Annotated in this window: 8 protein-coding genes; 4 read left to right on the forward strand and 4 right to left on the reverse strand. The window is 69.5% G+C overall.

The window, feature by feature from the left end; genetic code table 11:
• Positions 1-137 precede the first annotated feature (137 nt).
• Positions 138-1,391, forward strand: a complete 1,254-nt coding sequence (locus AB0N16_RS03320; RefSeq protein WP_365792792.1) for an alginate lyase family protein — start codon at positions 138-140, stop codon at positions 1,389-1,391.
• 31 nt (positions 1,392-1,422) lie between these two features.
• Here the strand turns inward: AB0N16_RS03320 and AB0N16_RS03325 are convergent, their stop codons facing one another.
• The 3 genes from AB0N16_RS03325 to AB0N16_RS03335 form a co-directional block, all read right to left on the reverse strand.
• Positions 1,423-3,162, reverse strand: coding sequence for a sigma-70 family RNA polymerase sigma factor (locus tag AB0N16_RS03325; RefSeq protein WP_365792477.1), 1,740 nt, complete (start codon positions 3,160-3,162; stop codon positions 1,423-1,425).
• 254 nt (positions 3,163-3,416) lie between these two features.
• A complete protein-coding gene (locus AB0N16_RS03330; protein WP_365792479.1) occupies positions 3,417-5,468 on the reverse strand; it encodes an RICIN domain-containing protein in 2,052 nt (683 codons plus the stop codon).
• A 329-nt stretch (positions 5,469-5,797) separates the two neighbouring features.
• Positions 5,798-6,844, reverse strand: coding sequence for a LacI family DNA-binding transcriptional regulator (locus AB0N16_RS03335; protein WP_365792481.1), 1,047 nt, complete (start codon positions 6,842-6,844; stop codon positions 5,798-5,800).
• A 397-nt stretch (positions 6,845-7,241) separates the two neighbouring features.
• On the opposite strand from AB0N16_RS03335, the gene AB0N16_RS03340 reads away from it, so the two are divergent.
• From AB0N16_RS03340 to AB0N16_RS03350, 3 genes are all read left to right on the forward strand, one after another.
• Complete coding sequence (locus tag AB0N16_RS03340) at positions 7,242-8,609, forward strand: glycoside hydrolase family 36 protein (protein WP_365792483.1); 1,368 nt, start codon at positions 7,242-7,244, stop codon at positions 8,607-8,609.
• Entirely contained in the window at positions 8,606-10,621 is a 2,016-nt protein-coding gene (locus AB0N16_RS03345; protein ID WP_365792485.1) for a beta-galactosidase, read from the forward strand. The genes AB0N16_RS03340 and AB0N16_RS03345 overlap by 4 nt, the downstream gene beginning before the upstream one ends.
• 149 nt (positions 10,622-10,770) lie before the next feature.
• Entirely contained in the window at positions 10,771-13,596 is a 2,826-nt protein-coding gene (locus AB0N16_RS03350) for a SpoIIE family protein phosphatase (RefSeq protein ID WP_365792487.1), read from the forward strand.
• Positions 13,597-13,842: 246 nt separating this feature from the next.
• Here the strand turns inward: AB0N16_RS03350 and AB0N16_RS03355 are convergent, their stop codons facing one another.
• Positions 13,843-14,694: a helix-turn-helix transcriptional regulator gene (locus AB0N16_RS03355; protein WP_365792489.1), complete on the reverse strand. Its 852-nt coding sequence runs from the start codon at positions 14,692-14,694 to the stop codon at positions 13,843-13,845.
• Positions 14,695-14,763 lie beyond the last annotated feature (69 nt).

Raw genomic sequence — 14,763 nt, forward strand, 5'->3', positions numbered from 1 at the left:
ATGCCGAAACTCGGCCCCAGTTCCTGTTATGGCGCGCCGACGCACCACATCTCCTGTGTGCCGGACGGAATTCGGCACACAGGGAGAGAGGACTCGTGGTGAGTCAGCAGAACAAGCACCGCATCAGCCGCCGCGGCATGCTGGGGATTGCCGGAATAGCCGTTGCGGGTACGGCAGGTGTCGTCGGAGGGGCCACGTTCGCCGGCGGCAGCGCGAACGCGGCGCTGGCGGACTGCAGTCCGACGCCGTCGCCCACCGGCGGTGCGGTCGGCACGGCGACCGCACCGCCCACCTCGGGGTTCGCTCACCCGGGGCTGTTGCACACGGAGGCCGACTTCGCCCGCATGGCGGCGAAGGTGAAGGCAGGCGCCCAGCCTTGGAAGGCCGGCTATGACCGACTGGTGGCGAACCAGCATTCGCAGAGCACCTGGTCCCCGCGCGCGATGCCCACCGTGATCCGGGGTGGTGCCGGGCAGAACTATGTGACGCTCTACAACGACATTCACGCGGCCTACCAGAACGCGCTGCGCTGGAAGGTCACCGGCGAGAGGGCCCACGGCGACGCCGCCCGGGACATCCTCAACGCCTGGTCCGCCACCCTGATCAACCTCAACGGCAACGCCGACCGCTTCCTGGCGGCGGGGATCTACGGCTACCAGTTCGCCAACGCCGCCGAGATCATGCGCGGCTACGACGGCTTCGACGTGGCCCGCTTCAAGAAGATGCTGCTCACCATCTTCTACCCGATGAACGATCGCTTCCTCACCACGCACAACGACGCCTACATCACCAATTACTGGGCGAACTGGGACCTGTGCAACATGGCCTCGGTCCTCGCCATCGGCATCTTCTGCGACGACCGTGCCAAGGTCGAGCAGGCCGTCACCTACTTCAAAGAAGGCGCCGGCAACGGCTCCATCAAGCACGCCGTCCCCTTCGTCTATGCAGGCGGCCTCGGCCAGTGGCAGGAGTCGGGCCGCGACCAGGGCCATGCGACGCTCGGCATCGCGCTGATGGGAAGCTTCTGCGAGATGGCCTGGAACCAGGGCTACGACCTGTACGGCTACGACGACAATCGCTTCCTCAAGGGCGCCGAGTACGTCGCCAGGTACAACCTCGGCCAAGACGTCCCCTACACCGCCTACACCTGGGGCACCGGCCGGTCCGGCGCCCGCCAGACCCAGCCCGGTGTCTCCCCGGCGAGCCGGGGCGCCGAACGCCCGGAGTGGGAGCTGGTCTACAACCACTACGTCAAGCGCAGAGGCCTGTCCGCGCCCAACGTGGCGGCCTTCGCCCAGAAGACCCGCGCCGAGGGCGGCGGCGGGGACTACGGCCCCAACAGCGGCGGCTTCGACCAACTCGGCTTCGGAACCCTGACCTTCACCCGCTAGCCGGTCACCGTGGTGGTGCCCCGGCGCCGTTTCAGGGAAGCCTGGAGAGCTGGGGCACCGCGAACGGGTCGGCCGGGGCGCTCCGAGTGAGGTACTGCGGCACCGGAGCGCCGTCGTCGCCGGTGTCCCTGACGATGCCGTACCGGACGTAGCCGAGGGCCGGATCGTCCGCAGGGGCCTGACGGATCTCGTCGTTAATGTGCTGCCGACTGCAGGAGGCGACGATCAGGGCGTACTTGAGGCCGCTCTGGTTGAGATTCAGCGTGACCGTGCCGTCGACGTAGTAGTACTCGTTCTGCCACATCTGCTGCGCGCCGGCCGGCAGCGTGGCGTAGCCCAGGGGACGGTTCCCCAGCCAGGTGTGCTCATCGGTGGTGCCCGGTTGCAGGTCGTCCATCCGGCGACCGCCGCCGGAGGCCACGTGGAACAGCTTGCCGGTCAGTCCGGTCCAGGTCGGCATCGCGATGGAGCCCGGGAAGACGGTCACCTGCCAACGCACGAAGAAGTAGCCGCGCCCGCTGATCCGCAGGTTGTCGCCGCGGTGGTTGAGGACGTACATCTCCCCGGTCGCGCCGGGATGCCGGCTGCCGTACGTACCCGACATGGCGACCGGGGCGGTCTGGGGACGCATCGGCAGTTCTCCCGGTGGGGTGTCGGGGTTCGGGGCGCTCTCCGCGTGGTCGATGTTCTGGCCGTAGACGGGGGTGCTCGGGATTGCTGACCCGTTCGGGATCGTTGTGGGCCCGGCGGTGGCCGGGCTCGCGTGTGCCGGTGTCGGCGTGGTGGCGACGGCGTGGTGCCGCGGTGGCGGTGACTGCAGTACGGCGTACCCGGTGAGCGCTCCTCCGCTCACCACCACCGCGCCGGCCGTGATTGCCACCGCGGGCTTCGCCATCAGGTAGTGGACGACGTCCGCGAGCCGGGTGCCGGCCAGGCCCACGGCGTGAGGTGCGGCAGCGCCCGTGGCTGCGGCGGTGTGAGCCGCGCCGAGCTGGTAGAGCAGCGCGGTCGTACCAAGGCCTGCCGATACGGGTACCAGCGCGAGCCCCGCGAGCAGTCTTTCGGCGGGTACCAGGTCCTGCCCGAGCGTGCCGCAGGTGGCGCAGGCGCGGACGTGCCGGGCGATTCGCTTACGCCACAGCCCGGCCGGTACGCCGTCCCAGCCCTCGGTGAGCTGGCCCAGGTCGGGACAGCGGGAGACGGCGCCGAGCGCGCGGACAACGATCCGGGCCGACTCAAGGCGTTCCCTGAGCCGCTGCACCCGCACCGCGGTGTGCTGCGGAGTCAGTTCGAGCGCGGCGGCGAGTTCGGCTCTGGTGAACTGGCCGGACGCCTCAAGCCACCACACCGAGAGCAGTTCACGTTCGGCAGGATCGAGCCAGCGGGTCGCCTCGGTGACCTCGCGGCGCTGGCCCGACAGGCCCAGCTGGAGGATGGTCGCCTCGACGAAGTCGGCGCTCGGATCCTGCGCTTCGAGCACCTCGTCGAGAAACCCCGGAGCGGGACGGTTCTGCTGTACGCGCCACCGTTCGCGGACCTTCTGCATCGCGATCGCGACCAGCCAGGAGCGGAAGAGTTCCGCCTCGCGCAGGCCGTCGAGGCCGGCGACCACGCTGATCATGGTGTCCTGGACCACGTCGTCCACATCGAGGTGGCCGCCGAGCGCCCGTCCGACGACGTTGTAGACGAACGGCAGGGAGCCTGCGACCAGTTGGTCGAGTGCGTGCTGGTCCCCGTCCTGGGCAGCCGTGATGGTTTCGGTGTCGGGCATGTCTACTGTGCGCATCGGTTCTCTCGCAGCATCACCGGAGGTGCATCGTCATCTAGAAGAGGGGACGGGCACGCACCGCATAACCGAAATCTGGCGGGCGATCGCAGGGCCGACGCGACCGTGCCGCCGGGGCCGCGACGACGTGCCGATCGTGCTGTGCCGGCAGGGCCTCCTAGTGCCGGGGGGCGTACCCCGAGCGGCCTGGAGGCCCTGCCTTCTTGCTGTTGACCGGTAGAAAGCCCCTTCTCAGAGGGTCAGTTGACCCGGACGATCTTCCAGAGCTGGTCGTTCACACTGACGTCGGTCCACTGGATGACGGCCCCGCCGTTCGCGGTGGAGGACCCTGCGACACCGGCCAGCAGGCCGCTGTTCGTGTTGGCGACCTTGTAGTAGCCGCCGCCCGCGTCGGTCAGGGTCCACTTCTGGGAGGCACCGCTGGTGGCGGTGTTCTGGACGATGGCCGCACCGACGGTGGTGGAGCCGTTGTTGATGTCGAGTTTCAGCCCGCTGTTGACATTGGTGACCGTCCACGCACCGCCGGTCTGGGGCTGGAAGCTCCACAACTGGCACGCACAGGCGCTGTTCTGCCACTGCTGGGCCGCCGTGCCCGCGGTGGTGGAGGCGGCGGGTATGTCGAGGTACTTGCCGCTGTTCTTGTTGACCAAGACGTACTGGCCGGTGGCGAGGTTCGGCGGGGCGGTCTGGGTGAGGTTCCACCGCTGGGTGGCGGAGGCCGTGTCTGTGCTCTGGTCCGCCGTGGTGCCGACGGTGGTGGAGTCGCCAGGGATTTCGAGGACCTTGCCGTTGACCCGGTTGGTGATGGTGAAGCCGCCCGCCGGGTTGGGTGCCACGGCCCAGTCGTGGTCGGTGCTGCCGTTGTCACTCCACTGCAGGATCTTGGCGCCGTTGGCGGCAGACTGGTTCTCCACGCCCAGGACCTTGCCGCTGGCGACGTTGACGATCTTGAAGTAGCCGGATGCCTGTTGGTCGAAGCGCCACTGCTGGTCGGTGGCGTTGTCGGTGTTCTGCTGGGTTGCGTAGGTGCCGTTGGTGGTGGAGCCGCCGGCGATGGTGAGCTTCAGGTCGCTGTTGGCGTTGGCGACGGTGTAGGTGGCTCCGTCGGAGATGCCGCCGCCCAAGTCGATGGTGCTGTAGGTGACCGAGTTGACGCCCGTGCTCCTCAGCCGTCCTCCGCTGAAGACCTCCAGGCTGTGCCCGTCCGCGAGCGGGAGCATGCCCCGGCTGTAACCGGCGGCCACGTTGGAGGGGATGCGCGTCCAGGCGCCCGCGGCACCGTTCTGGGTGTTGAGGAACAGATCGGACGTGCTGTTCGCGCTAACCACCAGGGTGCCGTTGGCACCGCCGGCGGGAAGCCAGGTAATGAACGGCGAACTGGTGGGCACGCCACCGGAGTTCAGCACCGTGCCGGTGACCGAGCCGAACGCCTCCGGGTCGGCGGAGATCTTGTAGTAGACGGCGAAGTTGCCCTCGGGGGCGCCGCCGTACTCGTACGTCATGACGTAGTTGCCGTTGGGCAGCCTCGCGACGGTCGGCATGCCGGGGCGGCTGCTGTACGTGGGCACCGCCACGTCATCGACGACCGGGCCCCAGTTGACGCCGTCCGTGGTGACCTGGTGCACGATCTTCTGGCCGTGGGCGGGGTCGCGCTGGTCGGAGTAGTAGGCGATGAGCTTGTTGCCGGAGACCATCAGGAACGGCTCCCACACCGGGGTGTTGCCGTTCTCGCTGATGGCCGCGCCGCCGGTGGCAATGTTGCTGACGAAGGTCCAGGTCAGTCCGTGGTCGGTACTGGCGTACATGTCGATCTTGATCGCCGACCGGTCACTGGGGACCGAGGCGCCCGTGGCCATGATGGTTCCGGCGGGGAAGTTGCCGATCGCGGTGGGCAGCTCGTACAGGTCCGGCTCCCAGCGCATCCCCCAGCCGTTCTGGGTGTCGGTGACGCTGGAGATCTGGGTCCAGGTGTTGCCGTTGTCGGTGCTGCGGTAGATCGGCAGGACGGGGGTGCCCGAGGTCCACTGCTCGTACGTGGCGAGCATGGTGCCGTTGGACGCCCCGCTGTACTTCATTCGCATGGCCCGCGGGTAGAGCGTGCCCGGGGAGGGGGCGTTGGCCAGCGGGGCGGCCAACGTCTGCGAGGCGCGGGAGAGGGCGTGCGCCTTGCCGGCGGCGGGGACGAGGAGCGTGATGGCCGCCGCGATCAGCGAGAGCAGCATGAGCAGGACGGTGGCGGGGTGGGGACGTGGGACGGCGCGTTGTCTGGCGTCTTCCGGTGTGATGGACATGTACGGCTCCCAACATGCGGTGCAGAGATGGGTGTTGGTGCCCGCCGCTTCCGGAACGTCCCGGAACGGCAGCGGCGGGTGGCTCTTGGGTACGCCGGCCGGAGGGGGCACGGATGACGTACGACGACATGCCGGTGGACGTAGGCATGCGCATGGGTGAGATGACCGTCGGCGACGACAGATGTCGGCGACAGGTACAGGCGCGCGGTGTACGGCGACGGGTCCCGCGGCCTACCGGTCCTGGTCGGCCGTTGCCGGAGGTATGCCTCTTGGGCTTCTCCGGGGAGGGTGTCGAAGTCGGGAGGTGTTCAGGTGATGTGGCGCGACGTCTACTCCGGGCGAAGCGGCGCGGGCGCCGCCGTCGAGGAGCGGACGACGAGCTCGACCGGTGGGGTGCTCGCCGGCGGAAGGTCGTCGTCGGGCTTCTCGATGGCATGCACGAGAAGCCTGAGTCCTTCCTTCGCCGCGGCGTCGAAGGGCTGACGCACGGTGGTCAGCGGCGGAGTCGCGTAGGCGAAGACGGGGTTGTCGTCGAAGCCGACGACGCTGACGTCGTCGGGCACACGCCTGCCGGCTTCCAGCAGCGCGTGGATCAGGCCGATGGCCATGTCGTCGCCCGCCGCGAATACCGCGGTCACGGTGGGATCGGCGGCCAGCTCGCGGCCCGCCGCGTATCCGGAGGCGGCCGACCAGTCGCCCTCGATGACCAGCGGGGCGCTCCTGCCCCTTTCCTCCAGTACCGCCCGCCACCCCGCGAGACGGTCCTTGGCGGCGTACCACTGCTGAGGACCGGCGAGGTGATGGACCGTCGCATGCCCCAGATCCAGCAGGTGCTCGGTCGCGGCCCGGGCCAGGAGGTCGGAGCCGACCCCCGCGGTCACGGTCCGGGAGGCGGTGAAGACCGGTGGCGCACCGAGGAAGAGGACCGGTACGTCGACGCGGAGGGCGACTTCTCCCTCGTCCACCGGCTCGGAGATGACGATGCCGTCCACGCCCTGTTCGAGCAGTGAGCCCACGGCGCCGGCGATGCCCCGCTCGTCGCCTTCCAGGGTGCTGATCACCCGCAGGGCGTATCCGGCGTCCCGAACGGCTCGCTCGATGCTCACGAGCAGCGAGGCGACCCCGTATCCGGCGGTCCCGAGTGTGACCACGCCGATGGAGCGGGTTCGACCAGAAGCCAACATCCGGGCCGCATTGTTCAGGCGGTAACCGAGCTTCTCGGCGGCCTCTAGCACGCGTCGGCGCACATCGGCGGAGACGTGCGGCTCACCGTTGAGGACCCTCGACACCGTCTTGCGTGACACCCCTGCCACGCGGGCCACGTCCTCACTGCGCGGCAAACCAGGGCCTGCGCCCAGTCCCACCACTCGTGCCATGACGTCTCCCGATGACCGGATGCCTGGAGTATCGCTAGGTCAGCTGTATGACCGCGCGGTCAATGTCTACGGCTCGGGAGGTCGTGCGTCAAGAGTTCGGGCGTCGCATCTTCCCGCCGCTCCTTCCGCGCGCATTGCCTGTATGACGCATGGAGCGAAGGGTCTTGACAGGAGGCCACTGGTTGGATTTATGGTCCTCGCGTCCCGATCGTGTTTGTTCGATCGTGTTTGACACTGGTTGCTTCGACGGCCTGTCTCCGCCGCCTCTCCGGCCGACAGGCCTGGTCAGGACCCGACATGAACCGCCCCTTGTTCGGCCGGCCCACCAACGACAGCTCGACAGCGGCCTGCCCCTGGGCGCCGACACGAGCTGACGCCCGGAGAAAGAACCACCACCGTGCCCCCTCCCTTCACCCCTCTCACCTCCCTCCTCGTGGATCCCGCCGCCGCTCGGGTCCACGAGGAGGGCTGGCAGTCCTGGAGCCCGAGTGGCGCCTACGCCCTCGGCGCCACTCCGTACCGGCCGACGAACGACAACTGGGCGACCGTCAGCCACCGGCCCGGGCGCACGGTCCCGGCCGGAACCTTCCAAGGGGAGGGACTGCTGGCACTGGACCCTGGTGACGGCTCACCGGTCCGGCTGTGGGCGGCGGCCGACCCGCTGCACGCTGTACCGTCCATCCGGCTCACCGTCCGCGAGGGCCGCGCCGAGGTGAGCGCCGACGGACCCGTCACCGAGCACAGTCACTCCCCGGGGCCGGACGGCATCCAGGGCGCCCTCGCCGCCTGGGCGGACGGGCTCGGCCTGCCCGCCCCCCGGCCCGCGCCGACCGTGTGGTGCTCTCGGTACGAGCACTTCAACGCGGTGACCGAGGACGACATACGCGAGAACCTCACCGCGATGGACGCCCTCGCCCTCCCCGTCGACGTCGTCCAGATCGACGACGGTTACCAGAGCGCGCTCGGCGACTGGCTCACCCTCTCCGGCCGGTTCACCTCCCGGGCCGGGGTCGCCGAGACCATCCGCGCGCGGGGCCGCAGGGCGGGCATCTGGACGGCACCGTTCCTGGTCGACCCGCGCAGCAAACTCGCCACCGTCCACCCCGACTGGCTCGTCCGGACCTCCGACGGCAGCCCCCTCCTGGCGGGCCGCAACCGGGGTCACGACCTGCACGTCCTGGACACCACGCACCTGGCCGCGGCGGCGTACCTGATCGAGGTGTTCGCGGTTCTGCGCATCGAGGGCTACGACTACTTCAAGGTCGACTTCCTCTACGCAGGCGCGCTGGACGGCGTACGGCACTCTGGGGCCGACGCTCTCACGGCGTACCGCGAAGGCATCGCTCTGATCCGCGAGGCGATCGGCGCGGACGCCTACCTGCTGGGCTGCCGCGCACCGATCCTCCCCTCCATCGGCCTCTTCGACGCCATGCGCGTCAGCCCCGACACTGCCCCGTATCGCCACGCCGATGCCGAGGACTTCGGCCAACACGGCCTGGATCGCGCCGAGTTCACCGGCACGGGACGCCAATGGCAGCACGGGCGCCTCTGGGTCAACGACCCCGGCCGCCTGATGGCCCGTCACCCCGTGGAGAGTCGCGAGCGCTGGGCCGCGTACCTGGAGACCACCGGTGGGCTGATGGCCTCCAGCGACCGGTTGCTCTCCCTCGACGACTGGGGCCTCACCACCACCCGCCGCCTGCTCGGCGCCTCCTCCCTTTCCGCCACGTCCGCCACTTCGTCCCTCGGAGCTGACCACCAATGACTTCCGCACGTTCGCTGCGCGTCCCCGGCATCGCCTACGGCGGCGACTACAACCCCGAGCAGTGGCCCGAGGAGGTCTGGGCTGAGGACATGCGCCTGATGCGTGAGGCCGGGGTGACCATGGTCAACGTCGGCGTCTTCTCCTGGGTTTTGCTCGAACCCTCCGAGGGCGTCTACGACTTCGCCCGGATGGACCGCATCCTCGACCTGCTGCACGCCAACGGCATCGCCGCCGACCTGGCCACCCCGACCGCGGCCCCGCCCGCCTGGTTCTTCCGCGCCTACCCGGAGGCCCTGCCCGTCGACCGTGACGGCCACACCCTGTCGTACGGCAGCCGCCAGACCTTCTGCCCCAGCAGTCCCGCCTACCGCCGGGCCGCCCTGTGCATCGCGGGAGCGCTGGCCGAGCGGTACGCCGACCATCCGGCCGTGGCCATGTGGCACGTGCACAACGAGTACGGCTGCCACAACGCCGCCTGCTACTGCGACACCAGCGCCGCCGCCTTCCGCACCTGGCTGCGCACGCGCTACGCCGACGACCTGGACGCGCTCAACCACGCCTGGGGCACCACCTTCTGGAGCCAGTGGTACTACGACTGGGAGGAGATCCTGCCGCCCCGCGCCACCGGAGCCCCGCCCAACCCCACCCACCAACTGGACTGGCGCCGCTTCTGCTCCGACGAACTGCTCTCGCTGTACACCGCCGAACGCGACAGCCTGCGGCGGGCGGCCCCCGGCATCCCCGCCACCACCAACCTGATGGTGCTGCGCACCTTCGACGCCCTGGACTACTGGCGCTGGGCACCCGAGCTGGACATCGTCTCCAACGACCACTACCTGATGTCCGACGACCCGGAGTCCGACATCGACATCGCCCTCAGCGGCGACCTGATGCGCTCCCTCGCCGACGGCCCCTGGCTGCTGATGGAGCACTCGACCGGAGCCGTCAACTGGCAGCCCGTCAACCGCGCCAAGCATCCCGGCGAGATGCGCCGCAACGCCCTCGCCAACGTGGCCCGCGGCGCCGACGGCATCTTCTTCTTCCAGTGGCGGGCGGCCAGAGCCGGTGCCGAGCAGTGGCACTCCGCGATGCTGCCGCACGCCGGCACCGACAGCCGCATCTGGCAGGACGTCGTACAACTCGGTGCGGACCTCGACGCCCTCGCCGAGGTCCGCGGCAGCACTGTCAACGCTCAGGTCGCGATCGTCTGGGACTGGGACGCCCGCTGGGCCCTGGAACTCCCCTCCCAGCCCAGCGGCGAACTGCGCTTCCAGGACCTGGTCCGGGACTGGTACACCCCGCTGTGGCGGGCCGGGGTCGCGGTCGACTTCGTCCGGCCGGACGCCGACCTCGACCGCTACCGCCTGGTCCTGGCACCCAGCCTCTACCTGGTCGACGACGAGGGCGCGGCCAACCTGACCGGCTTCGCCGAGCGCGGCGGCACCCTGGCCGTCGGCTTCCACAGCGGCGCGGTCGACGAGAACTGCCACGTCCGGATGGGCGGCTACCCCGGCGCCTTCCGAGACGTCCTCGGCGTGCGCACCGACGAGCTCTTCCCGCTGCTGCCTGAGCAGACGCTCCAGCTCACCGGGCAGGTTCCCGCGGGCGCCACCGCCACCCTGTGGTCCGAGCGGATCCAGCTCATGGGCGCTGAACCCGTCGCCTCCTTCGCCGACGGGCCGCTCGCCGGAACACCAGCGGTCACCCGCCACACCCCCGGGAGCGGAACAGCCTGGTACCTGGCCACCCGCCCCGACCCCGCGACCCTCTCCGCCCTGATGGACCGCATCCGAAAGGAGGCCGACGTCCAGCCGGTACTCACCGGTGTGCCCGTCGGCCTTGAGGTCGTCCGGCGAAGCGGCGCCGATGCCGACTACCTCTTCCTGATCGACCACGCCCGAGCCGGCGCCGAGGTCCCCGCGGACGGCGTGGAACTCCTCACCGGCAAACCGGTCTGCGGGGCGGTCACCGTCCCTGCCGGAGGCGTCGCGGTGGTCCGCGAGCCGCACTGAGAGGGCACGCAATCGGCCTCTGCGCCGAGCGCGGCACGCGTTGCCTCCACCAGGTCCGCGCCCGACGTGCCGCGGGCGCGCTCAATGCTACGGATTCCGGGCACATATAGGTCGTAAGCCCTCTATGCTCGAATTGAGTAGGTGAGTATATGGGCCCGGACGCAGAGCACGCCAGCACAGCGTGGCCGGACGAACACGAGCTGCTACACCTCGGGATCGCTTCGGCCGTGGCGGTACTGCACGGGCTGGGTGGCATGATCCATTGGGACCTCGCGGACGGCGGGCCGATGCCGCTAGCCGCGCACACCGGGCTTTCCGACTCCTTCGTCCGGGCCTGGGAGGACGTAGGGCCCGGCGAAGCGGTGGCACCTGCCCGTGCTGTCCTGACTCGCTCCTTCGCATGGATGCCGGCCCGCGGCGACCGGGATTCCCACGTCGGCGCAGACCGTCTGCCCGTCGGCACCGGACTGGCCTCCGTGCCGGTACTGACCCGGGGCGGCCGGGTGGGTGCGCTGTCCGTCCTCACCTCCGCGTCCCAGGAGCCGGACACGGAGGAGCGGCGTGTGCTCGATGCCGTGGCCCAGTGCATCGGGGAGCGAGTGTGCGCGGTCCGGACGGTCGAGAGTGCGGCGGAGTCCGCAGAGCGCCGCGACGGTGAGTCCTCGGGGATCCGCAGGGGGCCCGAATTCGGCATCTGGATCTGGGACTTCACCAACGACACGGTGAGCTTGGACGAATCCGCAGTCAGGATCCTCGGATTCGACACGGACGCCTTCGACGGGCGAATCGAAGCATGGCAACGGCTGGTTCACCCCGAGGACCTGCACCGGGTGCTGACCTGGGCGACGCAGGCTCGCCGCGGCCCGAGCGCGTACGGCGTGGAGTGCCGGATCCGCCAACACGACGGCGGCTTCCGCTGGGTGGCGTGGCGCAGCCGTGACCGGGGCGACGGGAACGGCGGAGGAGCCTGGCTGAGCGGCACGGTCAGGGACGCCACCGACAGCAGACTCACCCGGGACTTCATCGGCCACGCCCTGCGGCAGGACAACGACGGAGTCCTGGCCCTAGACAGCTCATGGCGTGTCGCTTTCACCAGCAGCGGCGCTGAGCACCTCCTCGGCCTTCCGGAGCAGTTGTACGGCCGCTCCCTGTGGGAGGCGGTCCCGGACCTCCGCGGCCTCGGTGTGGAGGAAGCCGCCAGGCAGGCCGTCGCTAACGGGGCACCACTCGGCCTGGACGTACCGTGGCCCGCCCAGCAGCGGTGGCTGCGCATGCGACTGGTTCCCGCGACCGACAACCTGACGCTCTACCTCAGCGATATCACGGACATCCAGCAGGACGCGGCCGAGCGGCATCCCGTGGACGCTGCCGTCAGCTCGCAGAGCACCCCGATCGCGGCGCTGACCCGTGCCCTCGCGGCGGCGGTAACCGGGCATGACGTGGTGAACACGGTGAACGAGTACATGCTGCCGCTGTTCGGCGCGACAGCCGTCGGCGTCTGGACCGTTGAGGCGGGGCGCGTGTTCCTGGTCGCCGTCGTCGGCGCACGGAAGGAACTAGTCGACCGGGTGGAGGCAGTCCCGGTCAAGGACCTCCCGGATGTGGCCCAGGCTCTCCTCGACGGCGTGCCCAACTTCATTTCCTCGCCGGAGGAGTTCGTCCGCCGCTACCCCGGGATGGCTGACATCGTGGCCCTGAGCGGCAAGCAGGCGTGGGCGTACCTGCCGCTGATCGTCTCCGGACGGACGGTCGGGATCTGTGTCATCACCTACGACCGGCCGCAGATGTTCTCTCACGAGGAACAGACACTGTTCACGGCGCTGAGCGGCCTGGTCGCCCAGGCCATGGAGCGAGCCAGGCTGTACGACGCCGAACACGGCCGAGCCCAGGAACTGCAGCGCGGACTCCTCCCCCGTGCCCTGCCCTCGGTACCGGCCGTGACCGCGGCCGCCCGCTATCTGCCCGCCGGGAAAGGCATGGAGGTCGGCGGTGATTGGTACGACGTCATCCCGCTGTCCGCGGACCGGGTCGCCCTGGTCATCGGAGACGTCATGGGCCACGGTCTCTCCGAAGCCGCGACCATGGGACGGCTGCGGACCGCCGTCCGTACGCTCGCGGACCTCGAAATGCCTCCGGACGAGCTGTTCTCCCACCTTGACGAAATGGTCGGCGGCCTGGGCGAGGACTTCTACGCCACGTGCCTCTACGCCGTGTACGACCCGGCCGACCGCCACTGCTCGGTCATCAGCGCCGGTCACCCGCCGCCGGCAGTGATCCGTCCCGACGGCACCGCCTACTTCCTCGATCTCCCGTGCAACCCCCCGCTCGGCGTCGCGGCGCCACCCTTGGACTTGGCCGAGGTGACACTGCCCCAGGACAGCCTGCTCGTGCTCTACACCGACGGCCTGGTCGAATCGGCCGGCTGCGACATCGGCCAGGGCATGGACCGACTCCGTCGGCGGCTCGAAACCGCGTACGGCGGCACTCCCGAACTCGACGGCCTGTGCGACGACCTGATCGCCGAAATGCTGCCCGACCCGTACCGAACCAGCGACGACGCCGCTCTGCTGGTCGCGCGCACCCGCGCTCTGGCCCCGCAGGACATCGCCTGCTGGCAACTGCCCGACGAACCCATGGCTGCGGGCCAAGCACGCCACAGCATCCGGAAGCAACTCGCGGCATGGCAGCTGGAAGAGCTGTCCGTTACCACCGAACTGCTCGTCAGCGAACTGATCGGCAACGTCGTACGACACGCCAGGGGGCCGATGGCAGTACGCCTCCTGCGCAGCCGGGCACTGATCTGCGAGGTCTCCGACGGCAGCCTCAGCATGCCGCGCATCCGGCGCGCGGCGGACACCGACGAGGGCGGCCGTGGACTGCAGCTGGTCGCGGCGATGGCCGACCGCTGGGGAGCCCGGTACACCTCCTCCGGAAAGTGCATCTGGACCGAACAGGCGCTGCCGACCGACAAATGAGCGTTGTCCAACCTGAATTCGCCGACCATGGGGCAGGCGTGGACGGGGGCTGAGGTGCTCGTGCCGGTCGGGGCCGTGATCGGTGACGGGGGATCGTTCGGCCGCCTGCCTCCCTGCGCTGAAGCCGGTCGCGATTTCACTGCCGGGCCAGCACGGGCCGCACAGGGGCGACCGCTATGACGAAGCTTGACCGCTTCCAGATCGCCGGACTCTCCCTGACGGCGATCGGTGTGCACGACGCGCCGTTCATCCGCCGGTGGACGCGTCGATCCGCTGGCTTCCGATGACCGAGAGCAGTCGGAGCTTGTCGTGGTCTTCCGTGCCGGGGGTCGCCGTGAACACCAGCAGCAACTGCCCCTGGTCGGGGTCGACGAGTGTCTGGCAGTGCAGGGAGATCATTCCGACCTGCGGATGCAGGATCCTCTTGCGCGCGGTGTGCGAGACACCGACTTCGTGCTGGGCCCACAGGTCCGCGAATTCGGAGCTCTCCGCGCCCAGACGGCCGGCGAGCGCGGCGGCGTGTGAGCCGCGGCCCTCGCGGGAGGCGACCGCGCGGAGATGGGCTACGTAGACGCGGCTGTGCGTCGGATGATCGTCCGGCACATAGATCGTACGTTCGTTCGGGTCGGTGAACCAGCGGTAGATGAGGCTGCGCGCGAGCCCCGTGAAACGGGTCTCGTCGCCGAGCAGGGCCACTGCCATCGGGGTCTGGACGATGGTCTCGCCGGTGCCGGTGACGACCTGGGCGGGGGTGTCACCGAGACGATCGATGATGCGCATCATTCCGGCGTTGACGTGATCGTCGCGAGTGGCGCGAGCCGGTGCGTTGTGGCCGGCGAGGACGAAGAGGTGGTCGCGTTCGTCGAGGGTGAGCCGGAGTCCACGGGCGATCGCAGTGATCATTTGCTCCGAGGGCTGTGGTCCGCGGCCGCGTTCGAGACGGCTGTAGTAGTCCGTCGACATTCCGCACAGCGCGGCCACCTCTTCGCGTCGCAGGCCGGGCGTGCGTCGGCGCTGCCCCGGAGGGAAGCCGACGTCGTCGGGTTGCAGCGCCTCTCGACGCCGACGGAGAAACGTCGCCAGGCCGCTCTGATCCATATCGACACTGTGCCTCACCCGGATACGGCTATCCACTGTCTGCTGATCCCAGGATGTCGTCCCAGCCTG

This window comes from Streptomyces sp. NPDC051105 (genome assembly GCF_040682795.1).
GTDB lineage: Bacteria > Actinomycetota > Actinomycetes > Streptomycetales > Streptomycetaceae > Streptomyces.